Source organism: Pseudomonas sp. BCA17, assembly GCF_004519405.1.
Lineage (GTDB): Bacteria > Pseudomonadota > Gammaproteobacteria > Pseudomonadales > Pseudomonadaceae > Aquipseudomonas.
The window spans coordinates 1,737,582-1,764,262 of record NZ_SGWI01000001.1; the positions used below are offsets into that span (position 1 = coordinate 1,737,582).

The following is a 26,681-nucleotide window of genomic DNA, read 5'->3' on the forward strand; positions in this document are numbered from 1 at the left end:
CTCACTCGTTCAATCCGCCAATGTGGAAAGCCTTGACTTCAAGGTACTCGTCCAGCCCGTACTTGCTGCCCTCGCGCCCCAGTCCCGATTGTTTGATGCCGCCAAACGGCGCGACTTCCATTGAGATAATTCCGGTATTGAGCCCCACCATGCCGAACTCGAGGGCCTCGCCAAAGCGCCACGAGCGCGCCAGGTTCTGGGTGAAATAATAGGCACCCAAACCGTACGGAGTGGCGTTGGCCAGGGCGAGCGCCTCGGCTTCGTCGGTAAAGCGCATCAGCGGTGCCACCGGGCCGAACGTTTCCTCGTTGGCCAGCAACATCCCGGCGTGAGCGTCGCCCAGTACCGTGGGCTGCACGAACGGGCTGTCGTCGGAAGGGATTGCGCCGCATAACAACGTCGCGCCCTGGCTCAAGGCATCCTCGATATGCCGCGTCACCTTGGCGACTGCCGCCGGGTTGATCAACGGGCCGATACTCACGCCCTCATCCAGGCCGTTGCCGACCTTGAGTTTGTTCACCTCTTGCACCAGGCGTGCGGCGAAGCGCGCGTAAATGCCGTCCTGCACCAGGATGCGGTTGGCGCACACACACGTTTGCCCGGCATTACGGAACTTGCTGAGCATGACCCCCGCCACCGCTTGCTCGAGGTCGGCATCGTCAAACACCACAAACGGCGCATTCCCGCCCAGCTCCAGGCTCAAGCGTTTGATGTGTTCGGCACTCTGGCGCATCAGCAGGCGGCCAACAGCCGTGGAACCGGTAAAGGAAATCTTGCGCACCGTCGGGTTGCCGGTCAGCTCAGTGCCGATACCGGCAGGCAGCCCAGTGATGACGTTGAACACGCCGGCCGGAATGCCGACGCGCTCGGCCAGCACCGCCAGGGCCAGGGCCGACAACGGAGTAAGGTCCGATGGCTTGACGATGATCGGGCAGCCGGCAGCCAGCGCCGGCGCGCACTTACGGGTGATCATCGCGTTGGGGAAATTCCACGGGGTGATGGCGGCACACACGCCCACCGGTTGCTTGAGGGTCAGCAAACGCCGGTCGCCGCTGGGTGCCGGCATGGTTTCACCGTAGACCCGGCGGGCCTCTTCGGCGAACCATTTGACGAAACCGGCGCCATAGCGGATCTCGCCCTTGGCTTCGTTGAGCGGCTTGCCCTGCTCAAGGGTCATGATCAGCGCCAGATCGTCGAGGTTATCCAGCATGGCCTGGTACCAGCGCTCCAGCAACGCCGCGCGTTCGGCTGCCGGGCGCGCACGCCAGGCGGGCCAGGCACGTTCGGCGGCTTCGATGGCGCGACGGGTGTCGACCGCATCCATGGCCGGCACCCGGGCGAGCACCTGGCCGCTGGCGGGGTCGAGGATGTCCAGAGTGGCGCCGCTGTCGGCGGCGACCCATTGGCCATCGACATAGGCGAGTTCAGTGAGGAGGCTGGGGTCTTGCAGGCGAGTAGTGAGCATGATCGAGTCCTGATTCGAGACACGCTCCAGTCTAGGGAGGGGCCACGGATAAGGATGCCGAAAGCGTCGCGTGGGCAGCGTGGCCTGCTGAAATTACGCCCAGGACGGCAGGCTCTGCTAGGCCTTCAACGAGTCGAGCAGGCCGTGCAGGAAAACCTCGCCGGCGTCCATCTGGCTGATCTCGATAAACTCATCGGGCTTGTGCGCCTGCTCGATCGAGCCCGGCCCGCACACCACCACCGGTACATCCAGGCGCTGCTTGAACAGCCCGCCTTCAGTGCCGAAAGAAACCTTGGCAGTGCCCGTGCCCGGCGCGGCGAACTGTTTGAGAAAGCGCACCGCTTCAACACTGGGATGGGTATCAAGGCCCGGGTAGACGTTGATGGTTTCGATCTCGATAGCCGCCACGCTCGACAGCTTTTTCGCCTCGTGCACGATCACTTCGGCGCGCTCGCGCAGTTGTCCCAGGAAGTGCTCAAGGTCGTCAGCCGGCAAGTTACGCACCTCGAAATCCAGGGTGCACAGGTTGGGCACGATATTCAGCGCCTTGCCACCGACAATCTGCCCGACATGCACGGTGCTGTAGGGCACGTCGTAATCGCTGTCCTGGGCACCGTGGCGCTGCAACTGCTGCTGGCTCTCACGCAGCGCGGCGATAAAGTCGCAGGCCACGTGAATGGCGTTCACCGAGCGTGGCGCCAGCGACGAATGCGCCTCCAGGCCACGGCAATAGGTACGGTAGGAACCCTTGCCTTTGTGGCCCAACACAAATTGCATGTTGGTGGGCTCGCCGACTACACACAAAAACGGACGCACCGGTGCCAAATGCAGCACATCGAGCAGGCGCCGCACGCCGACACAGCCGATTTCTTCGTCATGGGACAGGGCCAGTTGCAATGGACGGCTCAACGTGTGATCGGCCGCATCGAGCATCGCGTCAATGGCCAGGGCAATAAAGCCCTTCATGTCGCAACTGCCACGCCCATAGATGCGCCCGTCCTGCACGGTGGCGGCGAACGCGGGAAAGGTCCAGGCCTGCCCCGCCGCCGGTACCACGTCGGTGTGCCCGGAGAGCAGCACGCCAGGCTGGCCCTTGGGGCCGGTGCTGGCGAACAGGTTGGCCTTGCGGCCGCTCGGGTCCTTGACGATCAGCGACTCGATGCCTCGGGTCAGCAGCAGGTCGCGCACATAGTCGATCAGGGCCATGTTCGACTCCGATGAAACGGTGTCGAACGCCATCAGTTTTTTCAGGATATCCAGTACGCGAGGTTTCATGAGGCCCGGCTCCGTTGCAAGGCAAAAAAAGCAAGGCGCCGGCTCATGCGCAGGCTCCCGAGGTCTCGGCCACGAGGCCGTGCTGGGTCTTGAGCAGTTGGGCAGCGTCATGGTGGCAGAGAACTTCACTGCCATTATCCAAGACCCGACGAGGGGGCGCGACGCGGTTGCACAGACCGTCGACGCGCACCGGGCAGCGATTGAGGAAGGTGCACAGCCCCGGCACACCGGCCCGTTCGCCCATGGCCGGCAGCGTATCGCAGGCCGTGCCGCAGCTTTCCAGCCAGCCCTGGCGCAGGTCGGGCACCGAGTGGATCAACAGGTCGGTGTACGGATGGAACGGCGGTTCGGCAAACGATTCGCGGCGGCCGGCCTGCACCTTGTAACCGCTGTACATCACCACAATGTCATCGCACAGCGCACGCACGGTGGAAATGTCGTGGCTGATAAACAGATAGGACACGCCCAACTGCTGGCGCAGGTCGCGCAGCAGTTCGAGGATCGCCGCGCCCACCACCGTGTCGAGGGCCGAGGTGACTTCATCGCAAAGGATCAGGTCCGGTTTGGCCGCCAGCGCCCGGGCCAGGTTGACCCGTTGTTTCTGCCCACCGGACAACGCGCCGGGGCGCCGCTCGGCCATGTCCCGCGGCAGGCGCACCAGGTCCAGCAGTTCGCCGATGCGTGCCTGCAAAGCCGCACCTTTAAGGCCGAAATACATCTTCAGCGGGCGGCCGAGGATGGTCGCCACGCTGTGCATGGGGTTGAGCGCGGTGTCGGCATTCTGGAACACCATCTGGATACGCCGAAATTGCTCCGGGGTGCGCTCGGACAGACTGCCACCCAAGGGTTGCCCGTCGAACGTCAGGCCGCCCAGGGCCGGCGGCAGCAAGCCGGCGACCACCCGGGCCAGGGTCGACTTACCCGAGCCGGATTCGCCGATCACGCCGATGGCCTGGCCCCGGCGTACGGTGAGTTCGATGTCTTCCAGCACCCGGATCGACGGCATGCCCTGGGGCGTTTTATTGCCGTAGCCGGCGGTGAGTCCGCTGATGGTGAGCAACGGTACGTCTGCGGCAATGCCGCAAGGCGGCCGGATATTGCTGTCGGGGCGCGCAGCCGCCAACAGGCTGCGGGTGTAAGCGTGGGCCGGGGCCTTGAGCAAGGCGGTGGTCGCGCTCTGTTCGACGATCTGCCCGCCGTTGAGCACCACGATCTGGTCGGCCATCTGCGCCACCACCGCAAGGTCATGAGACACATACACCGCCGTGGCGCCACGCTCGCGCACCACACGTTTGAAGGCACGCAACACGTCGATCTGGGTGGTCACGTCCAACGCGGTGGTCGGCTCGTCCAGCACGACCAGCAAGGGGTCGCTGATCAGCGCCATCGCCGCCATCACCCGCTGCAGTTGCCCGCCGGAGACCTGGTGCGGGTAGCGTTGCCCGATGCGCTCGGGGTTTGGCAGGGCCAGGTCACGGAACAACTCGATGGCCTTGGCTTGGAGACCGGCGCGAGTGCCCAGGCCATGGATCAAGGCGCCCTCGACCACCTGGTCGATGAGCCTTTTCGCCGGGTTGAACGCAGCGGCCGCGCTTTGCGCGATATACGACACACGGTTGCCGCGCAGGCCCTGCAGCTGTTTTTCGCCAAGGGCCAGCATGTCGTGTTCACCCACCTGCACCACGCCACCGGACAGGCGACAGCCGCTGCGGGCATACCCCAGCAACGCCAGGGCGATGGTGGTTTTGCCTGAGCCGGACTCACCTATCAGCGCAAGTACCTCGCCTTTTTCCAGGGCGAAGCTCACGCCCTTGACGATCTCGACCTCGCCGCGCTCGCCGGAGGCAACCACGCGCAAGTCTTCGACGCGAATCAACTCGCTCATGTCAGTGGCCTCCCGTGCGTCGACTGCGTCGCGACGACAAATAGTCGATCAGCAGATTCACGCCGACGGTCAAGGTACCGATGGCCGCCGCCGGGATAATGATGGCCAGCGCCCCCTGGCTGAGGCCACCGATGTTTTCACGCACCAGGGAACCCAGGTCGGCATCGGGGGGCTGTACGCCGAGGCCGAGGAAACTCATGCCGGCAAGCAACAGCACGATGTAGCCGAAACGCAGGCCCAGATCGGTCAGGACCGGGTTGAGCATGTTCGGCAGGATCTCCCTGCACGCCACATACAAGCGGCGCTCACCCCGGGTGCGGGCGACCTGCACGTATTCCAGGGTTTCGATGTTCACCGCCATGCTGCGCGCCACGCGGAACGAGCCGGGGATATAGCTGATCACGGCGGTGCAGATGAGCAGCGTCACGGACGAACCAAAGGCCGAGACCATGATCAACGCGAGCATTTTGCTCGGAATCGAAATGAAGGCATCCATCAGGCGACTGATGATTTCGTCCAGCCATTTGGGCGACACCACCGACAACAGCGCACAGCCGGTGCCCAGGGTGCTGGCCAGGACGGCGGCCACCAGCGCCAGCCCGACGGTGAAGCGCGCGCCCACCAGCACCCGGCTGAGCATGTCACGCCCCAGGTAGTCGGTGCCGAACGGGTACGCGAGGCTGAAACCCTCGAAGACATTATCGGACACCACTTCCCCCACCGGGTGTGGCGCCAGCCATGGGCCGAACAACGCGACCAGCAGCCAGGCCACGCATACAGCTGCACCCACCAACCCCAGCCAGGGCGGCCCGTTGGACGCTTTGGCGAGGGCCAGGGCGGAAGAGGCAGGCTTGGATTTCGCAATGAGCGTATTCATTGGTTTCTCAGCCTCGGATTGGAAAGAATTGCACACAGGTCGGCGAGCAGCACCAGGCCCAGGTAAGCGGCACAGAACAACATGGTGCAGGCCTGCACCAGCGCCATGTCGCGGTTGGTCACGGCATCCACCATCAAGCTGGCAATCCCGGGATAGTTGAAGATGGTTTCGACGATCACCACCCCGCCCAGCAGATAGGACAGGCTCAGGGCGATGGCATTGGCAATCGGCCCAATGGCATTGGGCAAGGCATGGCGCAGCACAATCCGTATCGGGCCAACGCCCTTGAGGCGCGCCATTTCCACGTAGGGGCTGTCCAACTGGTCGATGACCGCGGCGCGGGTCATGCGCGCCATCTGCGCGACGATCACGCAGCACAGGGTCATCACCGGCAACGCGTAGGTGCGCATGAATTGCCACGGCGAGCTGATATCGCTGGCATAGGACAATGACGACAACCAACCCAGGTTGACCGCGAAAATCAGCACCGCCAGGGTGGCCACCAGGAACTCCGGCACCGCGACCATGGCCAGGGTGACGAAGCTCAGGAAACTGTCGATGCGCCCGCCCCGGCCCATCGCCGAACCGATGCCCAGCACCAGCGCCACCGGCACCGAGACCAACGCCGTGGCTCCCGCCAGCATCAGCGTGTTCGGCACCCGCCCCGCCATCAGCTCACTGACCGGCGTGGCGCTGGAAACCGACACGCCCATGTCGCCGGTCAACAGGCTCATCAACCAGTGCAGGTAACGCAATACACCGGGTTGATCGAGCCCCAGCTTCAGGCGCAATGCCGCGACCTGTTCAGGGGTGGCGAACTGGCCAAGGGCTTGTTGCGCCGCATCCCCCGGCAATACCGCCGTGATCGCGAACACGACCATGGACACGATCAACAAGGTCACGACCCCGGCGCCCAGGCGCCGGCCGATCAACCACAGTGTAGTGCTATTCATCGTCCTGCCCTCACGGTGCTCAAGCGTCCAGCCAGACTTGCTCGGAGAACATGTAGCCCATGAAACCACCGAGCGGATTGGCGACGTAGCCCTGCACACGCTTGTCCACGCCATCAATGTTGCTGATGAACACTGGCACGCCGATACCGCAATGGTCATGCACCAGCGCCTGCATGTCGTGGTACATCTGGGTGCGCTTGGCTTCATCGGTTTCCGCGCGGGCCAGCAGCAGCAACTGGTCGAACTGCTCGTTCTGCCAGCCGGACTCGTTCCACGGAGCCTTGGACTGGAAGAACTGCGAGAACATCACGTCGGCGTTCGGCCGTGGGTTGATGTTGCCGAAGCCCAGCGGGTGTTTCATCCAGTGGTTGGACCAATAACCGTCGGTGGGCAAGCGGCTGACGTCCAGCTTGAGCCCCGCCTGTTTGGCCGACTGCTGCAGCAGCACGGCGATGTCCACCGAGCCGGTCGCGGCGGGCGATGCCACCAGCGGCATGGTGATGCTCTCCATGCCGGCTTTCTTAAGCAGGAATTTGGCTTTCTCAGGGTCGTACACGGTTTGCGGCAGGTCGGTATTGTAATAACGCGCACCGGGCGAGATCGGGTGATCGTTACCCACCACCGCATACCCACGGAACACCGCCGATTTGATTTGTTCACGGTCCAGCAGCAGCTTCATGGCCTGGGTGAATTCAGGGCTTTTGCCAGGCATCTGGTCCTGACGAATGATCAAGTCCGTGTAGTTGCCCGACGGCGCATCGACGACCCGATGCTTGGGGCTGGCGCTGATACGCGTGGTGGAGCGCGCATTGACCTCGTTGATCATGTGCACGTCACCGGACAGCAGCGCGTTGATCCGCGATGGTTCGTCGGCGATGGCAATGAACTCGATCTCGTCGAGGTACGGCAAGCCCGGTTTCCAATAGTTCTTGTTGCGCACGGCAATCGAACGCACCCCTGGCTTGAACTCGCCGACGGTGAACGGGCCGGTGCCGATGCCCTTGTTGAAGTCGGTGGTGCCTTCGGGAACGATCAACAGGTGCGACACCGCGAGGATCGAAGGCAGCTCGGCGTTCGGTGAACTGAGGCGGATCTGCACTTCGTTCGGACCGCTTGCCTTGATCTCGGCGAACTGCTCGACCAATGCCATGACCTTCGAGCCGGTGAGCGGGTCCTTGTGCCGGCTCAGGGAAAACACCACGTCGGCGGCGGTAAGCGGCTTGCCGTTGTGAAAGGTCACGCCGTTGCGCAGGGTAATGGTCCAGAGCGTGGCGTCGGTATTATCGATGCGCTCGGCCAGTTCCAGTTGCGGGGTCATATGGCTGTCGAAACGGGTCAAGCCGTTATAGAACATGTAGTGACGCACGTAGTCGGTGGACAGCGCGCCCTTGGCGGGGTCCAGCGTATCGGCGGTGGAGCTGGACACACCGGCCACGCGAATCTTGCCGCCCGGCTTGCCCTTGCCGGCCGCCGGCGCGTCATCGGCCCACAATTTGCCGGCCGCACCGAACAAACTGCCCGCGCCGGCCGCCGCCACACCGGCCACACCGAGCATCTGCAAGGCGTTGCGGCGCGACATGCCGCGATTGAGGCTTTCGAATACCCGCAGGCTCTCTTCACCGGAGATGAGAGGAGGCGTGGTTTTGTTGTCTGTCATGGCAAGGCTACCTGTCGAAAATCGGAAGATTCGAGTGCTCACGGTTATCCGGAGCGTTCTGGAAACACAAACGACGGTGAGGCAACAACGGCAACTCAGTGTAAGTAGTCTTGAAAGCGGTAATAGGCGCCCACGAACGGCAGGAACCAGGGTTTGCCGAAATGCCCGGGGATCGCCGGCCATTCGAGTTCACGCCAAGGGTTGGCCTCGGCATTGCCGGCCATCACCTGAGCCATTACCTGGCCCATATGTACCGACATTTGCACCCCATGGCCGCTGTAGCCCATGGAATGAAATACGCCGCCATGCTGGCCGGCACGTGGCAGGCGGTCGGAGGTCATGTCCACCAGGCCACCCCAGCAATAATCGATCTTCACCTGCGCCAGCTGCGGAAACATGTTCAGCATCGCGGCCTGCAGCACTTTGCCGCTCTTGGCATCGGACACGCTGTTGGACATCGCGAAGCGCGCACGCCCGCCGAACAGCAGTCGGTTATCCGGGGTCAGGCGGAAATAATTGCCGATCATGCGGCTGGTGACGTAGGCACGGTGCTGCGGCAATAGCTGATCGATCAGCGCCTGGGGCAACACTTCGGTGACGATGACAAAACTGCCTACCGGTACGATGCGTCGGCGATACCAGCCAAGCCCACCGTGCTGGCAGGCACCACTGGCGAGCAACACTTGACCGGCGTGCAGCGAGCCCCGGCCGGTGTTGACTTGATAGCCACCGGCCTGCGCCTTCCAGTCATTGACCAGGGTGTGCTCATAAATCATCGCGCCGCGACGCGCCGCCGCCTCGGCCAAGCCCACACCGAAACGGCCGATGTGCATTTGCACGCCGTTACGTTGCAGCAAGCCGCCGTGAAACTGCGCCGAATTCACTTCGGCCCGGGCCTGGCCGGCGTCGAGCAACTCGACATCGGCATCGACTTCGCGGCGAATCAGATCGCAGGTGCGCGCCAGCCCTTCGTAATGCATGGGCTTGGCCGCCAGCTTGAGCTTGCCGTTGCGCACCATGTCGCAGGCGATCTGCTCCTGGTCCACTAATGACACCACGGTCTGCACCGCGCTTTCATAAGCCTGGTAATAATCCCGCGCCTTGGCTGCCCCGAGGCTGGCATGCAGCCCGGCGTAATCCTGGGCCACCCCGGTGTTGCACTGCCCACCGTTGCGCCCCGAGGCTTCACCGACCACCCGCCCGGCATCCAGCACCACCACACTGGCGCCGCGCATGGCCAACGCCCTGGCCGCCGAAAGGCCGGTAAACCCACCACCGACCACCGCCACGTCGACCTGCCTGGGCAGGTCACCCAACTGCGCGCCGGTGAAGGCTGGTGCGGTATCGAGCCAATAGGATTCACTGCCCATGTTTAACCTCGTGCGCCAATGACGTTGGTTTTTACAGACCGACCAGACCCGGCAACCCACCGATATCGGTGATCTGCTGGTAGCCGAAGGCAGCATTACCCGGAACTTCATGCCCGCGGGCAACAAACGCTTTGTGCTTGATCTTCATGTCGTGAGCCGACATCAGGTCGTAACGGAAGCTGGACGATACATGCAAGATGTCTTCCGGCCCGCAGCCGAGGTTGTCGAGCATGTACTCGAACGCTTGCAGGCGTGGTTTGTAGGCTTGGGCCTGCTGAGCGGTGAAGACCTTGTGAAACGGCGCACCGAGCTTTTCGACGTTGGACATGATCTGACTGTCCATGGCGTTGGAGAGAATCACCAGGGGAATCTTGTCGGCGATCTTCGACAGGCCGGCCGGCACATCCGCGTGAGGGCCCCAGGTCGGTACGGCGTCGTAATACAGCTGACCTTCTTCACGGTAGTCGATACCCCAGCGCTTGCAGGTACGCGCCAGGGCGGTCTTGAGAATTTCGTCGTAGGGCCGCCAGTCGCCCATCACCTGATCAAGACGGTAGGCGGTGAAATCCTTGACGAACTGGTCCATCTGCCCAGGCGCGAGGCGATCCGCGAACAGCTCGCGGGTCATGGTGCCCATCTGGAAATTGGTCAGCGTACCGTAGCAGTCGAACGTGATGAATTTGGGACGAAGGAAGCTCATGGGGTGCGGTCCTGGAGTCAGTGGAAAGTGACAAGCATTCGCGGCTCTGACGGCGCGTCGGCCTCGTTGCAGCACAGGTTCATTACACCACTGTGAAATCAGCAGATGGCATCAAAAATGCCCCTGACTCAATACAAAGCACCGTTTTTGCCGTCGGCGCCAGCAGAGTTTGCGGCGCGCTCCAGGCTTGGGCAAAGCCCGTATTCATGCGCTTTTATGGGCCTTTTCAGGTGCAAGGGCTCAAGGCTGGGGGTGACGAGCGGCAGAATGTGTGGCGCACGGCACTCTATAAAGAAGCGTTCTGCGCACAGCGCTGAACAGGCCCATCGGCCGCGAGGCATTTGCTGCTGAGCACCCCCTCCAATTTGGTAGTAACTATGGTGGCGTTACCCTCTTGCACGGCAAATCTACCGAATACCGCGCGCCCTCTTGCCAGCCCTGAAAGCAGGTGGGATACAGGCATTTCAACGACTCTCAACCGGTGCTTAACGGAGACCCGCCATGGCTGCCCTGCCACACCCTGATTACGTTTACCGCTCGATGACGGCAGCCGACCTTCCGGCCGCCCATGAGTTATCGGTGCAACTCAAATGGCCCCACCGCCTGGAAGATTGGGCGATGTTGCAACGGGTCAGCGATGGCTTTGTGGTACTCGACGGCGAGCGCCTGATCGGCACGGCTTTCGCCTGCCCCCAAGGCGATTACACGACGATCGGCCTGGTGATCGTCAGCAACGACTACCAGGGCCAGGGCATCGGCCGCCGCTTGATGGAAATGGCCCTGAAGGCCTGCCGGTCAAGCACGCCACTGCTCAATGCCACCCTGGCTGGTGCGCCGCTCTACGCAAGCCAAGGCTTTGTCGAGTTTGGCCAGGTGCAGCAGCATCAAGGCCAGGCGCAAGTTCCCGCACTGACCGCGCTGGCCGAGGGCGAAACCTGCCGCACGCTGAATGCCGACGATCATGCCGCCTTGATCGCCCTGGCCAATGCCGGCAGCGGCCTGGACCGCCGTGAAATCCTGCGCGACGTGCAAGTGGAACACGCCGTGGGCATCGAACGCGACGGCCAGTTGCGCGCGATTGCGCTGCTGCGCCCCTTCGGTCGTGGGCGTTGCATCGGCCCGGTGGTGGCCGAAACGCTCGACCAGGCCAAGCACTTGATCGGCACGTTGCTGGCCGAGGTGCCGGACGCATTTGTGCGCATCGACATCCCGGCCGAATGCGGCCTCAACGACTGGCTCGAACAGGCCGGTTTGAAGTGCATCGACAGGGTTGCACGCATGGCCATGGGTGAACCGCCCAGAGCCAGCGCCGGCGTGCATGCATTTGCCCTGATCACCCAAGCGATCGGCTGACCCTCCTGGAGTATTGCCCATGTCTTCCCCTCGTATCCTGATGCTCGCTCGCGCTGACGGTAGCCCCGTCGACACGCCCTTTCGCAACGCGGCCTTGAGCGCGCTCGACCCCTTCGGCGACAACCGCCGGCTTGCCTGGCTGAGCGACGACGGCGTGTCTGCCGGCCTGGTCGCGCTGAGCGGCGAAACCGTTATCGAAGACTTCCCCCACAGTGAAACGCTGGTGGTCCAAGCCGGTTCAGTACAGCTGCACAGCGCCGAGCAGACGCTGGAGCTGGGGGTCGGCGACAGCGCGGTGATCGGCCGCGGCACCCGCCTCACCCTGCAGGCCAGCCCCGGCACCTGGTGCGCGTTCTGCGCCGTGAACCTCACCGATGCCCCGCTGCGTCCCGGCCTGACCTGGCTCGATCCGCGCGCCATGCTCAACCCTTCAGCCGCACCCGACGCACACATCCTGATCGGCTCCGCGCCGCAATGCCGCTCCAACAACCTGTTTGACGATGCCAGTACCGAACTGCGCGTCGGCATCTGGGATTCGACACCCTATGCCCGCCACGCTCGCCCGCACAAACTGCACGAATTGATGTACCTGATCGAAGGCAACATGACGCTTCAGGACGCTGAGGGTGTCGATCTGACGGTCAACACCGGCGACACGGTTTTCGTCGCCAAGGGCGCGCCATGTGCCTGGCGCGGCACGGTGTATGTGCGCAAGGTTTACGCGGTGAAATAAGTTCGCAACGCCTGTTATCGCTCCAGGGAGCCCGTTGAAATGACTACACACTCTACGAACCAGCACAGCGTCGATCCCCACGTACTGGACAGGTTCTACATCAATGGCCAGTGGGTTTCGCCGGCAGTTCCGGCCAGCCTCGGGGTGGTCAACCCGGCCACCGAGCAGGTGGTGGCGCAGGTGGCGCGCGGCACTGCCGAAGATGTCGATCGCGCCGTTGCGGCAGCGCGTGCGGCGTTTCCGGGCTGGGCGGCGTGCGCCCCTGCCGAGCGCGCCCGCGTGCTTGGGAAGATCCATGAGCTGATCCTTGAACGCAAGGAGGCGCTTGCCCAGGCGCTGTGCCTGGAGATGGGCGCGGCGATAGGTTTCGCGCGTGCCATGCAGGTGCCACTGGCGGCCGAGCATGTACGGGTCGCACGTGACCTGCTGGCCGACTATCGCTTCCAGACGCTGGAGGGCAGCACCGCGATCGCGCGTGAACCCATCGGCGTATGCGCACTCATCACCCCGTGGAACTGGCCGCTGTATCAGATCACCGCCAAGGTTGCCCCGGCGATTGCCGCCGGCTGCACGGTAGTGCTCAAACCCAGCGAACTGTCGCCGCTGAGCGCGTTGCTGTTCGCCCAGTTAGTGCATGATGCCGGCCTGCCGCCCGGGGTGTTCAACCTGGTCAATGGCAGTGGCCACGAGGTGGGCGCCGCCATGGCCGCGCATGCCGACATCGATATGATCTCCATCACCGGCTCCAACCGCGCCGGGGCCCTGGTTGCGCAGGCGGCCGCGCCGACGGTGAAACGCGTCACCCAGGAGCTGGGCGGCAAATCACCGAATGTGTTGCTGCCCGACGCGGACTTTGCCAAGGCCGTGCCGCTGGGCGTGATGTCGGCATTTCGCAACGTGGGGCAATCCTGCAGCGCGCCAACGCGGATGATCGTGCCCAGGAACAGACTGGCGGAGGTTGAAGCGCTCGCGGCGGCAACCGCCAACGGCATCGTCGTGGGCGACCCGCAATCGGTGGACAGCGTACTCGGGCCGATTGCGAATCAGGCACAGTTCGAGCGTGTGCAGGCCATGATCGAGATCGGCATCGCCGAAGGCGCGAAACGTGTCTGCGGTGGTCCTGGGCGCGTGCCCGGCTTTGACACAGGCTTCTATGCGCGCCCGACCGTGTTTTCCGAAGTCGCGAGCAGCATGCGCATCGCCCAGGAAGAAATTTTCGGCCCGGTCCTTTGCATCATCGCGTATGACAGCCTCGATGAAGCCGTCGCCATCGCCAATGACACGGTGTACGGGCTGGGCGCCCATGTGCAAGGGCAGGACATCCAGCTTGCCCGAGCCGTGGCGTCGCGTATTCGCGCCGGGCAAGTGCACCTGAACCATCCCGCCTGGGACCCGATGGCACCCTTTGGTGGCTACAAGCGTTCGGGGAATGGCCGGGAGTATGGTGTGCAGGGTTTTGAAGAGTATCTGGAGACCAAGGCCATTGTCGGCTTCGGTGCCTAAAGCAACGTCTGCCGGCGCTGCACATCGACTGTGAAAAGGGGGCTTGCTCCCGATAGGGGTGAGTCACCCTATCGGGAGCAAGCCCCCTCTTACATTGCGAACCGAAACCGGCATGCAATGCCGGTCCGGCGCAGAGCCATTCGGCCCCTCAGAAATCCGCGACTTTGCCCCACGCCGATGACTTGAACCGGTCCGGATGATAAGGCGTCGGGTCTACGATAGGTTGCGCACCACTGACAATGTCCGCAATCAGATGCCCCGCCCCCGGCCCGATACCAAACCCATGCCCACTGAACCCCGCCGCCAGTATCAGCCCAGGCAGGTTGGCCATTTCACCGATGCCGGGTACGCCATCGGGCGTGCTGTCTACATACCCCGCCCACGCGGCCGTCACCGATGAGTCCATGAGGGCCGGCATCAATGCCGTCCCGCGCTCGTAGGTCAGCTTGACCGCCGAAGCGTCCGGGGTCGGGTCAAGAATTCGCATTTTCTCCATCGGCGTCGGCTCGTCCAGACGCCAGCGCTTCCAACTTTCGTGGCCTGCCCGCACGCCTTCGAACCCACCCACGGCGAGGTTGCGCCAGCGCCGTTGAAACATCGGCAGGAACTGCGGCGCAAAGCTGAGCAACTGCGGGGTGGGATCGACACGCCCGCGCCCGCTGATCGCCAGGGTGTAGCTGCCATCGAAACGGCGCGTCATCGAGGCATTGGCCGTGTGCAATGCAGTCGGCAGTTCCTGACTTGGGGGCGACACGCGCAGCACGGTTTGGCGAATGGTCGCCTGGGGAAAACGAATGCCGTATTGGCGGCAGAACGAGGAGGCCCAGGCACCTGCGGCAAGCACCGCAAGCCGGGTGCGGATGGTGCCTTTTTCGGTCACCACCGCAGACAGTCGGCCGCCTTCGGTTTCCACGCCCCGCACCGCGCAGTCCTGATGCACCGTGCTGCCAAGCGCCATGATCGCGCGTGCGACCGCCGGGGCTGCACGGGAGGGGTCGGCAATGCCGTCGGTGGGTGCGTAGACCCCGCCCTTCCACGGCTTGCCGGTCGCACTGCCGCGCTCAGCGGCTTGCTGTGCGGTGAGCATATGGGTTTCGACGTTGACCGAGCGGGCGAACTCGCCCCAGCGTGCCCAACCGTCAATTTCCTTTTCGTCGTTGCTCAGGTAAAGCAGGCCGCAGCGAGTGAAACCGGTCTGCTCGCCGGTCTCGGCGGCGAACTGCGCCCACAGTTCCAAGCTCTTGGTGGCCATCGGCAGCTCGCGCGCATCGCGATTCTGCTGACGGCACCAGCCCCAGTTACGGCTCGACTGCTCGGCCCCTATACGGCCCTTTTCGACCAAGGCGACCTTCATGCCGCGCTTGGCCAGGTAGTAAGCGGTAAAGGAACCGATGATGCCACCGCCAATCACCACCACGTCAGCGTCAGTCGGCAAGTCGGGAGAAGTTTCTACAGCAATCAAGGGAGCGGGCATAAGTGGGTATCCGTCAAGGGTCGGTCATGGCATCGCGGCAGCATGGATTCATTACACCACCATGAAGCCATGCATAAACGGTTAAAAACACCGGTCGGGTGGTACAAACCACCGTTTATCAGGCCCGCTCCGGCAGACTTTACCGCCCGGGCACACCACGGTTTTCTGCCAGGCGGCAGACGGTGATAGCACGCAAATGGGGCAGTCACGCCTATTAACTGGTAGAGTGCGCACCGTTATTTATTAAGAGGAATGTTTTCATGGCCACTAACCGCTCCCAGCGTCTGCGCAAAAAACTGTGTGTGGACGAGTTCCAGGAATTGGGTTTCGAGCTGAACCTGGAATTCAAGGAAAATCTGGCTGACGATGCAATCGATGCATTTCTCGACGCATTCCTGAAAGAAGCCATGGAAGCCAACGGCCTGGGCTACGTCGGCGGTGACGACTACGGTCTGGTCTGCCTGCAGAAGCGTGGCTCGGTCAGCGAAGAGCAGCGCGCCAAGGTTGAAGCCTGGCTCAAGTCCCGTGATGAACTGACCAAAGCTGAAGTCAGCCCGTTGCTGGACGTGTGGTACCCGGAAAAGCCGATCAACCCTGTTGCTTGATCGCCATCAGGGCCATCCTTCGTGATGGCCCTGTTTGTTTAAGCGTCACCCCCTCGTTACCTGCAGCAAGCCTCTCCTGGCTCTGCGCGCGCTCGTCATTCAAGCCTTCCAAAGCCTCCAATTCCTGATATCCAACGCACTCACCGCCCGAATCGGCAGGGAGAGCGCCCCTCTGCCTGGAAAAAAACGCCGAATACCCGCTATCGTTCAGCTACAACTGGATGCACCTTGGGGCATAATGCCGACACTTTCAGGACCATTGAGGGATTTTTCTTATTTGCCCCTCACCTTTTCACCCTCCTCAGCAGTAGGGTTTTATTCCTTATGATCAAATCTTTACGTTCAGTGCTCATTGCCGGTTTTTTCCTCCCACTGGCCTTTTCCGCTACCGCTGCCCCCATCAATAACACCCTGCCACCCAATGTTCAGCAGGCCCTCCAGAAAGCCAAAATCCAGAACACCGCGCTGTCCCTGGTGATGCTGCCACTGACCGGCCCTGGTACACCGACCGTATTCAACGCTGACGTCTCGGTTAACCCTGCCTCGACCATGAAGCTGGTCACGACCTACGCCGCGCTGGAAATGCTTGGCCCCAACCATCAGTGGAAGACCGAGTTCTATACCGATGGCACCCTCAGCGGTGGCGTGTTGCGCGGCAACCTGTATCTCAAGGGCGGTGGCGACCCCAAGTTGAACATGGAAAAACTCTGGCTGCTGATGCGCGACCTGCGCGCCAACGGCGTACAGCAAGTGACCGGCGACCTGGTGCTGGACCGCAGTTTCTTCAACCAGCCACAACTGCCGGAATTCAATGACGACGGCAACGACGAAAACAAACCGTTCCTGGTCAAGCCCGACGCCTTGCTGGTCAACCTCAAGGCCCTGCGCTTCGTCACCCGCAATGATGCAGGCCGGGTGATCGTATCGGTCGAGCCGCCGATTGCGAGTATTCGCATCGACAATCAGGTGAAGGCGAACAACGCCAAGCAGTGCACCGGCGACGTGCGCTACAACCCTACGACCGCGGCCGATGGCAGCGTGACCGTTACCGTCAGCGGCCAGTTGGGCGATGGCTGCAGTTCGCAGACTTACCTGTCGCTGTTGGACCATGCCACCTACACCGCCGGCGCCGTACGGGCGATCTGGCAGGAGTTGGGCGGCACTATCCAGGGCCGCGATATCCAGGCACCGGTGCCCAAGGATGCAAAGGTGCTGGCCCGTGCGTTCTCGCCGGACCTGGCGGAAATCATCCGCGACATCAACAAATACAGTAACAACACCATGGCCCAGCAGTTGTTCCTGAGCCTGGGTGCACAATTTCGCAACGATGCCGACGGCGACGATGCCAAGGCTGCGCAACGCGTGGTACGCCAATGGCTGGCGAAGAAGGGCATCACCGCACCGCACCTGGTGATGGAAAACGGCTCCGGCCTGTCCCGCGCCGAACGGGTCAGCGCCCGCGAGATGGCGGCCATGCTGCAAGCCGCCTGGAAAAGCCCTTACTCGGCCGAATACATCAGTTCACTGCCGATTGCCGGCACCGACGGCACCATGCGTAAACGCCTGAAGACCACCGCCCTGCGCGGCGAGGCCCATGTAAAAACCGGCACCTTGAACACCGTGCGCGCTATCGCCGGGTTCAGCCGGGACAACAATGGCAATACCTGGGTCGTGGTGGCGATTCTCAACGACTCGAAACCATGGGGTGCTTCGTCGGTGCTGGATCAGGTGCTGCTGGACCTGTATCGCCAGCCGAAACTGACCGCCGCAGCGCCGGTGCTCTAACCCAACGCAAGCGACGGAGCGACGTGCTCGCGAATACGAAAGATCAGTCACCCCAGGTTTTGACTGACCCATCGTATTCGCGAGCCGGTCGACTTGTCGCAACGCTGCCGCCACACATTTCCACCCGGTCCCTGCCCGCCTGCTTGGCCACATACACCGCCGAGTCCGCGCGCAACAGCAACCCATCGATCCCTTCATCGACCCGCCAGTTGGCCACACCAAAGCTGGCGGTGACGATCCCCACCACCTCCATCGGCGCACAGCGCAACGACTGACACAGCTGCGTCGCCAGGCTGTAGGCCTGCTCGCCGTCGGTGTTGGGACACAACACCACGAACTCTTCGCCACCCAGGCGACAGAACACATCGGTGCGACGCAGGCGTTGGAGAATACGCTTGCACAGCTCCTGCAGGACGCCGTCTCCCACGCCGTGTCCGTACTGATCATTGATCCGCTTGAAATGGTCGATATCGAACATGATCAATGACAACGCCCCGCAGGTACGGTTAAGCCGGATCATCTCGGCCTTGACGCGATCCTGGAAATAACGCCGGTTGTGGATGCCCGTCAGGGCGTCGGTAATCGACAGTGTGCGCAGCTCGTCCTCGACCCGTTTCAGATCGGAAATATCCGACACATAGCCATGCCACAACGTGCCACCTCCCGGTAACTCTTCCGGTGTGGCCTCGCCTCGAATCCAGCGCAGGCCCCGCTGCGGCAATTGCACGCGATACTCTTCGCGCCAATGGCTCAACTGCAGCGCCGACAAACGAATCGAGTTTCGCACGCGCTCCACGTCCAATGGATGGATACGCTCCAGGACGCTGCTCGCATCCTGCTGCAACACGCCGGGCTCGATTTCATAGATATCGCGCATGCCGTCACTGGCGTAGATGAAACGCCAACGGTCCTGAGGCTCCAAGGTGAACTGGAAGATCCCGCCGGGCACGTGGGCGCTGAGTTTTTTCAGCAACCGATCCCGTGCGGCCAGGGCTTCGTAGGCGCGCTTTTGTTCAGTGACGTCCAGGTAAATCGCCAAGTGCCCGATCCACAGACCGTGCTCGTCGAGCAACACGGTTGGTAGCATGTTGACGGTCAGGTGGCTGCCATCCTCGCGCCTCAAGGTCCACTCGCGGGCTTCATGTTGGCTGTCGGGGCTTTCCACCAGCATCGCCTGGCAGGGCGGGATACGTTTGCCCAATACCGTGCTCAAGTACCCGGCCCGGGCTTCGAGTTCCGAAGGCAGGTGCAGGCTTTCCAAGGTCAACTGCCCCAGCGCCTGCTCGGCCTTGAACCCGAGCATTTGCTCCGCACCGGCATTGAAGGTATTGATCACGCCGCGCAGGTCAGTGGCGATGATCGCGACCTGGGTCGCCGCATTCAGCACACTGCGCAATTGACCATGTGCCCCGCGCAATTGCTGCTCACGCAGACGCAGCTGCTCCGTGCGTTGCTCCACCAGCTTCAAGGCGCGCTGGCGTTGGCTGACCAGCACGTAAAGCAGGGCACTGAGCAAGACACTGAGCAACACGCCCATGGTCAGGATCATATTCATCGAAGAATGATTGGCCTGGTCGAATACCTTACTGGCACGCAGGCTCAGGGAGTAGACATGATCTCCGAGGGTGATCCGGCGCGCGGCGACCAGGCCGCTGTCGCCCACCGAATTACTCGAGGCGTACAACACTCGCTGCTGATCATCGGAGGTGTCGACAATCTGCATCACCAGGTTGTCTCGATTCGGCTTGGGCAGACCATCGGCCACCAACTGGCGCATGCTGATCACCGCCATCACGAACCCGTAGGGCTCGGCATCGGGTTGTTTGCTGACCGGCGACACCAACAGTACGCCGGCGGCGTAGGCAGGCTCCACCCCAACCAATTGCATCGGTTGGGACACTGCCAGCTTGCCGCTTTTTTGCGCACGTTCAAGCACCGAGCGCCGCAGGGGCTGGGCCAGCAGGTCGAACCCCAGAGGCGAGCCCAACAGGCTCTGGGTCTGGCTATACAGCACCGGGACGTACTCGTCGCGCTCGGAGGCCGGTGCCAGGTTGCCCGACGAATCGAGTTCACGGATGGCAAAAGGGCTGCCGCGCTGGCGGGAAATGTCCTGTTCAAACTGAACGCGCTGATCGCGAAATACCCGTGGAGCCCAGGCATAGGCGCGAGTGTGCAAGAGCAAGGGCTGGGCGAAGCCATCGAACTCTTGGCGTGACACATCATTGGAGTTGATAAAAAAACGCCGCAGGCTGCCCAGGCGTTGCTCCTGGTCCTCGAAGCGTTCCTGGAGGCGGGCATAGCGCTCGTTGACCAGTAATTGGAAACGCTGGCGTACCTGCTGTTGATAGAGGTCGGCAGCCGCCAACGCGACCACCGCCGTCAGCGCACTGCCTGCCAGCAACACCACCAATGCCACCAGCCAAGCCGACGCCTGTTCACTGATAAAGCCTAGAATTTTCGGGCGGGCACCTTGTAACGGCATAGGCAACACTCACAACGCCAGCGTGCGGGGGTGTCACTTTGGCTAGGCATTTAGTTATAGCCATCGGTCCTGTATTTGACCAGCGCAAAAAAGCCGCAAGCCCGGAATAATCCAGGCTTGCGGCTTTTTGGTAGAACCGAGTGGCGAAATCAGCGCGAAGTGATTTTCCAGGCCCGGTGGATCTTCGCGTTACGCGCGAAATCCGGGTCGATGGTTTTGTCGCTGATTTCCTCGACCGCATAGCGTTCGCTGAGGTTGTCCTCCAACTGGAACTTGCGGAAATTGTTGGAGAAGTACAGCACGCCGCCCGGCGCCAGGCGAGCCATGGCCAGGTCGAGCAACTGCACGTGATCACGTTGCACGTCGAAGATGCCTTCCATGCGCTTGGAGTTGGAAAAGGTCGGCGGGTCGATGAAGATCAGGTCGAACTCATCGCGGCTGGCTTCCAGCCAGGCCATCACATCACCCTGCTCCAGGCGGTTCTTGTCGGAGAAGCCGTTGAGGGAGAAGTTGCGACGCGCCCAGTCCAGGTAGGTCTTGGACAGGTCGACGCTGGTGGTGCTGCGCGCGCCACCCTTGGCTGCATGCACACTGGCGGTGGCGGTGTAGCAATACAGGTTGAGGAAGCGCTTGCCGGCGGCTTCTTTCTGGATACGCAGGCGCATCGGACGGTGGTCGAGGAACAGACCGGTGTCCAGGTAATCGGTGAGGTTGACCAGCAGCTTGACGCCGCCCTCGCTGACCTCCGTGAACTTGCCTTGGGCACTCTGACGCTCGTACTGCTTGGTGCCACTCTGACGCTCGCGGCGCTTGACCACCACGCGGCTTTTGTCGATGTTCAGCGCCTGTGGAATGGCCGCCAGCGCATCGAACATGCGTGCAGAGGCTTTTTCCGGGTCAATGGATTTCGGTGCGGCGTATTCCTGCACGTGCACCCAGTCGTGGTACAGGTCGATGGCCATGGAGTATTCCGGCATATCGGCATCGTACACACGGTAGCAGTCCACACCTTCGCGCTTGGCCCACTTGCCCAGCAGCTTGAGGTTTTTCTGCAGGCGGTTGGCGAACATCTGCCCGCCTTCGCTCAAGCGCGGCTGTTCGACCACAGGGGCCGGGGCCGGCTTGATCGGATTACCATTCTTGTTGTACTGGCGCTCTTGCGGCTCGGCCGGGGCTTGATCGTAAGCGGCTTGCTCACGTTCGGCCTGGCGCTGCTCGGGGGTACGGCGCTCGCCAGTGACGAACTGGTCCGGGTTGACCTTGATCAGCAGCAACTTGCACGGCAAGGCGCCGTTCCAGAACGCATACTGCTTGTGGCTGCGGATCCCCATGCGCTTGCCCAGGTCCGGTGCGCCGGTAAATACCGCCGCCTCCCAGCCCATGCATGCCTGGCGCAGGCGCTCGCCGAGGTTCTGGTAGAGGTACAACAGGCTGGCTTCATCACCCAGACGCTCACCGTAGGGTGGGTTGCAGATCACCAGGCCTTTCTGGTTCTGGTCCGGGCGCGGCTCGAAGGTGCCGACTTCACCCTGGTACACCTTGATCCAATGGCTCAGGCCGGCGCGCTCGATGTTATTGCGCGCGGGTTGGATCAGGCGCGGATCGGCCTCGTAGCCGCGCACCCACAACGGTGGCTTGTTCATACCGATGGCGGCACGCTCGACCGCCTCGGCATGCAGTTTCTTCCACAGCGCCGGAACGTGGCCCAGCCAGGTGGTGAAACCCCACAGTTCGCGATTCAGGTTGGGTGCCATGTCGGCAGCGATCATCGCGCCTTCCACCAGGAACGTGCCCACGCCGCACATCGGGTCCGTCAGCGCGCCGCCTTCGGCAGCAATGCGCGGCCAGCCGGCGCGAATCAGGACCGCAGCCGCCAGGTTTTCCTTCAACGGAGCGGCGCCTTGCTGCAGGCGGTAACCACGCTGGTGCAGGCTGTGGCCGGACAGGTCGAGGGACAGGATCGCCTCGCCACGGTCCAGGCGCAGGTGGATACGCAGATCCGGGTTGATCTTGTCGATGGACGGGCGTTCGCCGGTCGGGGTGCGCAGTTTGTCGACGATCGCATCCTTGACCTTCAGCGCGCCGAAGTGGGTGTTGTCGATACCCGAACCATGACCGCTGAATTCAACCGCCAGGGTTCCATCCGGGACCATGTGGTCAGCCCATTCGATATCCAGTACGCCGTGGTAAAGGTCTTCGGCGTCCTTCATTGGAAAACGTTTGAGTACCAGCAGTACACGGTTGGCCAGGCGCGACCAGAGACACAGGCGGTAAGCGGTTTCCATATCGGCCATGCCGCGTACGGCCGAGGTGTGCTCGCGGGCGTCCTCAAGGCCAAGCCCGACGGCTTCCTCGATCAGCAGGCCTTCGAGGCCCTTGGGGCAGGTGAGGAAGAGTTCAAAACGGTCCGACATGGGCATTCCAGGCTTTTCAGCAATAAATGAACGGGCGACGCATCGCCGGTTCGGTTTTCAATCAAGCACTTTTCTCGAAGAGTGCTCGCGTGGCACGAATGTGCCGTTCCACCCCGGCTGTCGGGCTTTTGAGCCTTGATTCGACGGGGCAGATAAACAATTAGCCGTAACAAAAAGTAATATTCCGACCCTTCGTCGAATAATAACCGACTGCAACGGGCGGACATTCTCACTAAAGGATTAAACCCATCCTCTTTGTAAGGCACATCATAGCTGGCTTTGCCCTTTAAATGGGGCGAAAAGCCATCCCAGCTTATGGCTATAGCATCGTTATCGTTACGTGCTTATGACAAAACGATCATTGAATCCATGTGACCTATTGGTTAGAACTCAACACAGGTCGGCGCCGTAACGACGCCGACACATTGGCTCGCCACGCCGGCAGCGAGCCCACCAACGGCAGAAAAACTCTGCCCGGCCTCGGACGAGGCCGAAGGATATCTAGACAGTCAACAAGTGAGGGAAACACCCTATGAGAAGACTTAAGCGTGATCCGTTGGAAAGAGCATTTTTACGCGGATATCAATATGGCGTTCATGGAAAATCCCGTGAGCTTTGCCCATTTACTCTACCGTCGGTACGCCAAGCCTGGATTAACGGCTGGCGAGAAGGACGCGGCGACAACTGGGACGGTATGACTGGCACTGCGGGCATCCACAGACTCAACGAACTTCACGCCGTCGGCTAAATCAGGGGCACTTAATTCCGACAAGCCACCTTTGAAGATGTAATGACTTAACCACGCACGCCCCATTCGGGCGGCGGGCTTCGGCCCAGGGGCTCCTTATGGAGCCCTTTTTATTGACCGGTATTTAATCGTTCACGCCTTGGGCAACGCTGCAATCGCATCCACCGCCTCGCGGATCAGCGCCGGCCCTTTGTAGATGAAGCCGGAGTACAACTGCACCAGGCTGGCGCCGGCAGCAATCTTCTGGGCCGCGTGCTTGCCTTCGGTGATACCGCCCACGGCGATGATCGGCAAACGACCGGCCAACTCAGCCGCCAGCACCTTGACGATATGCGTGCTCTTGTCCCGTACCGGTGCACCCGACAGGCCACCCGCTTCATCTCCATGGGCCAGACCTTCGACACCGACCCGGCTGAGGGTGGTGTTGGTCGCGATCACTGCGTCCATGCCCGAGTCCATCAGGGCCTGAGCCACCAGCACGGTTTCTTCATCAGTCATGTCCGGGGCAATCTTGATCGCCAACGGCACGCGTTTGCCGTGACGCACCGCCAGGTCTTCCTGGCGCTGGCGCAAGGCTTCGAGCAATTGCTTGAGGGAGTCACCGAACTGCAGGCTGCGCAGGCCCGGCGTATTCGGCGAACTGACGTTGACGGTGACATAGCTGGCATGGGCGTAAACCTTGTCCAGGCAGATCAGGTAATCATCCACCGCCCGCTCCACCGGCGTGTCGAAGTTCTTGCCGATATTGATCCCCAGGATGCCCTTGTATTTCGCCGCCTGCACCCGTGACAGCAGATGATCAACCCCCAGGTTGTTGAAGCCCATGCGGTTGATGATCGCCTCGGCTTCCGGCAGGCGGAAGATACGTGGCTTGGGGTTGCCCGGCTGCGGGCGCGGGGTCACGGTGCCGATTTCGACAAAACCGAAACCCAACTGTGCAAAACCGTCGATGGCCGCGCCATTCTTGTCCAAGCCGGCTGCCAAGCCAACCGGGTTAGGGAAATCGAGCCCCATCACCGACACCGGCATTTTCGCCGGAGCCTTGCATACCAGGCCATTGAGCCCCAGGCGGCCACCGGCACCGATCAAGTCCAGGGACAGATCATGGGAGGTTTCCGGGGAGAGTTTGAACAACAGCTGGCGGGCCAAGGTATACATGGGCGGGCTAGACTCGGATGGCGGCGAAAGGTGGCGGCGATTATAGCCGGGGTCGCAGGCTGCATGCGAGGCGTGATGCCTGATCGTCAGTGGCGATGCGCGACCAGCTCCTCATAGCGCGCCCAGATCTTCTGTGCGTATTGCAGGCGCAATGCATCGCGCCTGGGCCCCGCCCCCACTCCCACGTTGTAGGAGCCGATGGCCGTCCAGTTGTAGCCGAAACGCTGAATAAACTCGGCGAGTATCGAGGCACCCACCTCGACAGACAGGCAAGGCTCATTCAGCAGCCGTTCTTCGGTGATGCCCCGCTTGAGCAAGCGCGGCAAATGAATGCTGTTGATCTGCATCAAGCCGATATCACGCGTGCCATTACGGTTGGCGTAGTTCATCGCTCCCGCACGGTAATTAGACTCGACGGCAGCAATGGCCTGGAGCAACTCCGGTTCGAGGTCATAGCGGCCGGCTACCTCCTCCCAGCAGTAAGCCAACGCCTGATGGCTGCCGATCAACAGGTTCAACAACAGGGCTTTGCCCCACCACCTAAACATGGCTGAGCTGACCACAAGCCGGACACACATGAGTTACCCGCCCACGATCAACCTCTTCAACCTGCACCGGGCAGGTAAAACGATAACCCCGGCCATAGATCGTCTTGATAAACCCCTTGTCGTCCCGCAGATGCTTGCGCAGGGCATAGATGCACCGCGTCAGCGACTCTTCAGCCACCTCTCCCCGAGGCCACACCCGCTCCAGCAAATGGTCCTTGGTGATCAGCGTACCGGCAGAGGCCAGCAGCAATCGCAGCACCTGCCCTTCCTTGGGAGGCAACTGAATGTCCGCCTCCCCTCCCGTCAACCGGCCATCAGCGTGCAAGGTCCAGTGAGCAAAGCAGAGGGACGCCGTCGAGTGCTCAATCACGACGGCCATGCACACCTCCGTATCCGACTACTGACATTCAAATTCTTGTTTCCTGTACCGGCGCGTCGCCTACATCACGACTATAAAAACCTGCCTTACGGCCCGCGTTAGGAATAAACCCATTCAAACAACGCTTTTTGGCCACTACCGGTAAGACAATTCGCTACTGAGTGAATAAACCCGCTTGTTCATGGGGGAAGCTCGCGCCCTGATCGTACAAACGCACGCTGCACGCGCTCATATTGCGCCGTAGTCAGGGGAAGTGGCCCGGTCGCCGGCGTGGGCTCGTCCTGCTCAATGTCCACTCCCCACACCGAAACCTCATCCGGTCGCTTGGGTACATCCAACTCCGCCACCAACTTTTCGATCAGCCTCACTTGTGCAGGCTTGCCCTTGATCAACAGGCTGTTGGTGTCCGGGTAGGCGGCCAGGGTCAGACTCCCTTCAGCCAGCAATCCCTTCTGCTCGCTGGACAGCAGCGCCTGGATCATGGAGGCCATCCCCGGCGAATGAACCCTGTTGGCACCGCTCCCATACTGGCGATCTTCCACATGGGTGTTGAACACCTGCACCACCGCGAATGAGTACGCCCCCAGGCGTACTTCCCGGCGTGGCCGATCCATCAATTGCGCGAGCCGCAACACGTGCTCGACATAGTTCGGTGGCCCCGACACATAAAACGTGCGCGCGCCGCTCTCACGCAGCGGATAGCGCGACTCATCCAGCCCCGTACGACGCATCGCGCCGCGCAGCCTGTCGACAGAAATATGTCGCAGCCCCACCGCCGAGCTTCTTGCCTCTGCGGCACCGTAGACGTACAGCCCTTGCCCGTCGCTGTACCAGATCAAGCCTTCCTGCTCGGCCAACGCCTCCAGGGTCTGTTGCGGCGCCTTAAAGTCGAATGTCCCGCTCACACGCCTGCCGGCCACTTCCCGGCTGATCACGACCGGCAAACCCAATGGCACCGACAGCTCGACCAGCAGGCTATGCAGGCTTTCATCCTTTGCCTGAAAGGCCTCGGCCCAGGCCGCGAAACAGGTCAGCAACAGCACGGCGCACAACAACCAGTTGCGCAGCCAGGGATGGTGCGTCGTTGCAGGGAAATCAGCGTGCACCTTGGGTTTCCTGGGCTGTGCGGCGTGAAGAAGCGGCCATACTGAAAGGCAGGCGTCGCTCAATCTTGATGAAAAGCTGACGGCAGCCCCGTGGCATGTGCCTTGCTATGCACTCTGTATCAGAGCGCGCACCAACGACGGAGCGGGCTTACGGACAAAGGCGTCGTTATCCTGCAATGGCCTGCATCGCCATCTGAAGGAGCGACGCTTT

20 protein-coding genes and 1 pseudogene are annotated in these 26,681 nt (G+C 62.0%); 6 read left to right on the top strand and 15 right to left on the bottom strand.

Annotation, left to right across the window (positions count from 1 at the left end; genetic code table 11):
* Position 1: 1 nt before the first annotated feature.
* The 8 genes from EXW71_RS08025 to EXW71_RS08060 all read right to left on the bottom strand — a co-directional run bounded on the left by EXW71_RS08025 (position 2) and on the right by EXW71_RS08060 (position 10,182).
* Positions 2–1,465 (bottom strand): NAD-dependent succinate-semialdehyde dehydrogenase, encoded by a 1,464-nt coding sequence (locus EXW71_RS08025; protein WP_134656989.1) that lies wholly within the window; start codon positions 1,463–1,465, stop codon positions 2–4.
* A 117-nt stretch (positions 1,466–1,582) separates the two neighbouring features.
* Entirely contained in the window at positions 1,583–2,740 is a 1,158-nt protein-coding gene (argE, locus tag EXW71_RS08030) for an acetylornithine deacetylase (protein ID WP_134656990.1), read from the bottom strand.
* Positions 2,741–2,783: 43 nt separating this feature from the next.
* A complete protein-coding gene (locus tag EXW71_RS08035) occupies positions 2,784–4,625 on the bottom strand; it encodes an ABC transporter ATP-binding protein (RefSeq protein WP_134656991.1) in 1,842 nt (613 codons plus the stop codon).
* A gap of 1 nt (position 4,626) precedes the next feature.
* On the bottom strand, positions 4,627–5,502 hold the full coding sequence (locus EXW71_RS08040) for an ABC transporter permease (protein WP_123715432.1): 876 nt from the start codon (positions 5,500–5,502) through the stop codon (positions 4,627–4,629).
* On the bottom strand, positions 5,499–6,455 hold the full coding sequence (locus EXW71_RS08045) for an ABC transporter permease (RefSeq protein ID WP_123715431.1): 957 nt from the start codon (positions 6,453–6,455) through the stop codon (positions 5,499–5,501). The genes EXW71_RS08040 and EXW71_RS08045 overlap by 4 nt, the downstream gene beginning before the upstream one ends.
* 19 nt (positions 6,456–6,474) lie before the next feature.
* Positions 6,475–8,112, bottom strand: coding sequence for an ABC transporter substrate-binding protein (locus tag EXW71_RS08050; protein WP_134656992.1), 1,638 nt, complete (start codon positions 8,110–8,112; stop codon positions 6,475–6,477).
* A 95-nt stretch (positions 8,113–8,207) separates the two neighbouring features.
* The gene (locus EXW71_RS08055) at positions 8,208–9,482 is read right to left on the bottom strand and encodes an FAD-binding oxidoreductase (RefSeq protein ID WP_123715429.1); all 1,275 of its coding nucleotides are present in this window, start codon (positions 9,480–9,482) and stop codon (positions 8,208–8,210) included.
* Between the two features lie 31 nt (positions 9,483–9,513).
* Positions 9,514–10,182 (bottom strand): haloacid dehalogenase type II, encoded by a 669-nt coding sequence (locus tag EXW71_RS08060; RefSeq protein WP_123715428.1) that lies wholly within the window; start codon positions 10,180–10,182, stop codon positions 9,514–9,516.
* A gap of 501 nt (positions 10,183–10,683) precedes the next feature.
* Here EXW71_RS08060 and EXW71_RS08065 point away from each other — a divergent pair.
* Genes EXW71_RS08065 through EXW71_RS08075 form a run of 3 tightly spaced genes read left to right on the top strand, consistent with a single transcriptional unit; the run spans position 10,684 to position 13,771 of the window.
* Positions 10,684–11,535 carry a GNAT family N-acetyltransferase gene (locus EXW71_RS08065; protein ID WP_134656993.1) on the top strand — a complete coding sequence of 284 codons (852 nt, stop codon included), beginning with the start codon at positions 10,684–10,686 and terminating at the stop codon, positions 11,533–11,535.
* Between the two features lie 19 nt (positions 11,536–11,554).
* Positions 11,555–12,268, top strand: coding sequence for a cupin domain-containing protein (locus EXW71_RS08070; protein WP_134656994.1), 714 nt, complete (start codon positions 11,555–11,557; stop codon positions 12,266–12,268).
* A 39-nt stretch (positions 12,269–12,307) separates the two neighbouring features.
* Positions 12,308–13,771, top strand: a complete 1,464-nt coding sequence (locus tag EXW71_RS08075) for an aldehyde dehydrogenase family protein (protein ID WP_134656995.1) — start codon at positions 12,308–12,310, stop codon at positions 13,769–13,771.
* A 148-nt stretch (positions 13,772–13,919) separates the two neighbouring features.
* Here the strand turns inward: EXW71_RS08075 and EXW71_RS08080 are convergent, their stop codons facing one another.
* Positions 13,920–15,245 carry an FAD-binding oxidoreductase gene (locus EXW71_RS08080; RefSeq protein WP_134656996.1) on the bottom strand — a complete coding sequence of 442 codons (1,326 nt, stop codon included), beginning with the start codon at positions 15,243–15,245 and terminating at the stop codon, positions 13,920–13,922.
* 260 nt (positions 15,246–15,505) lie between these two features.
* On the opposite strand from EXW71_RS08080, the gene EXW71_RS08085 reads away from it, so the two are divergent.
* Positions 15,506–15,850, top strand: coding sequence for a YggL family protein (locus EXW71_RS08085; RefSeq protein ID WP_123715423.1), 345 nt, complete (start codon positions 15,506–15,508; stop codon positions 15,848–15,850).
* Positions 15,851–16,174: 324 nt separating this feature from the next.
* Complete coding sequence (gene dacB, locus EXW71_RS08090; protein ID WP_123715422.1) at positions 16,175–17,635, top strand: D-alanyl-D-alanine carboxypeptidase/D-alanyl-D-alanine-endopeptidase; 1,461 nt, start codon at positions 16,175–16,177, stop codon at positions 17,633–17,635.
* 43 nt (positions 17,636–17,678) lie between these two features.
* On the opposite strand, the gene EXW71_RS08095 is transcribed toward dacB, so the two are convergent.
* Positions 17,679–20,117, bottom strand: coding sequence for a diguanylate cyclase (locus tag EXW71_RS08095; RefSeq protein ID WP_134656997.1), 2,439 nt, complete (start codon positions 20,115–20,117; stop codon positions 17,679–17,681).
* Positions 20,118–20,266: 149 nt separating this feature from the next.
* Positions 20,267–22,531, bottom strand: coding sequence for a bifunctional 23S rRNA (guanine(2069)-N(7))-methyltransferase RlmK/23S rRNA (guanine(2445)-N(2))-methyltransferase RlmL (gene rlmKL, locus EXW71_RS08100; RefSeq protein WP_134656998.1), 2,265 nt, complete (start codon positions 22,529–22,531; stop codon positions 20,267–20,269).
* 532 nt (positions 22,532–23,063) lie between these two features.
* Here rlmKL and rmf point away from each other — a divergent pair.
* Positions 23,064–23,279, top strand: coding sequence for a ribosome modulation factor (rmf, locus tag EXW71_RS08105; RefSeq protein WP_002553055.1), 216 nt, complete (start codon positions 23,064–23,066; stop codon positions 23,277–23,279).
* Positions 23,280–23,411: 132 nt separating this feature from the next.
* On the opposite strand, the gene EXW71_RS08110 is transcribed toward rmf, so the two are convergent.
* The 4 genes and pseudogenes from EXW71_RS08110 to EXW71_RS08125 all read right to left on the bottom strand — a co-directional run.
* Positions 23,412–24,437 carry a quinone-dependent dihydroorotate dehydrogenase gene (locus tag EXW71_RS08110; RefSeq protein WP_134656999.1) on the bottom strand — a complete coding sequence of 342 codons (1,026 nt, stop codon included), beginning with the start codon at positions 24,435–24,437 and terminating at the stop codon, positions 23,412–23,414.
* Positions 24,438–24,523: 86 nt separating this feature from the next.
* On the bottom strand, positions 24,524–24,985 hold the full coding sequence (locus tag EXW71_RS08115) for a transglycosylase SLT domain-containing protein (RefSeq protein WP_134657000.1): 462 nt from the start codon (positions 24,983–24,985) through the stop codon (positions 24,524–24,526).
* On the bottom strand, positions 24,978–25,364 hold the full coding sequence (locus EXW71_RS08120; protein WP_123715418.1) for a winged helix-turn-helix domain-containing protein: 387 nt from the start codon (positions 25,362–25,364) through the stop codon (positions 24,978–24,980). Before EXW71_RS08120 ends, EXW71_RS08115 begins: the two co-directional genes overlap by 8 nt.
* A gap of 275 nt (positions 25,365–25,639) precedes the next feature.
* Positions 25,640–26,470, bottom strand: a pseudogene (locus EXW71_RS08125) (secretin N-terminal domain-containing protein); the annotation flags it as partial.
* Positions 26,471–26,681 lie beyond the last annotated feature (211 nt).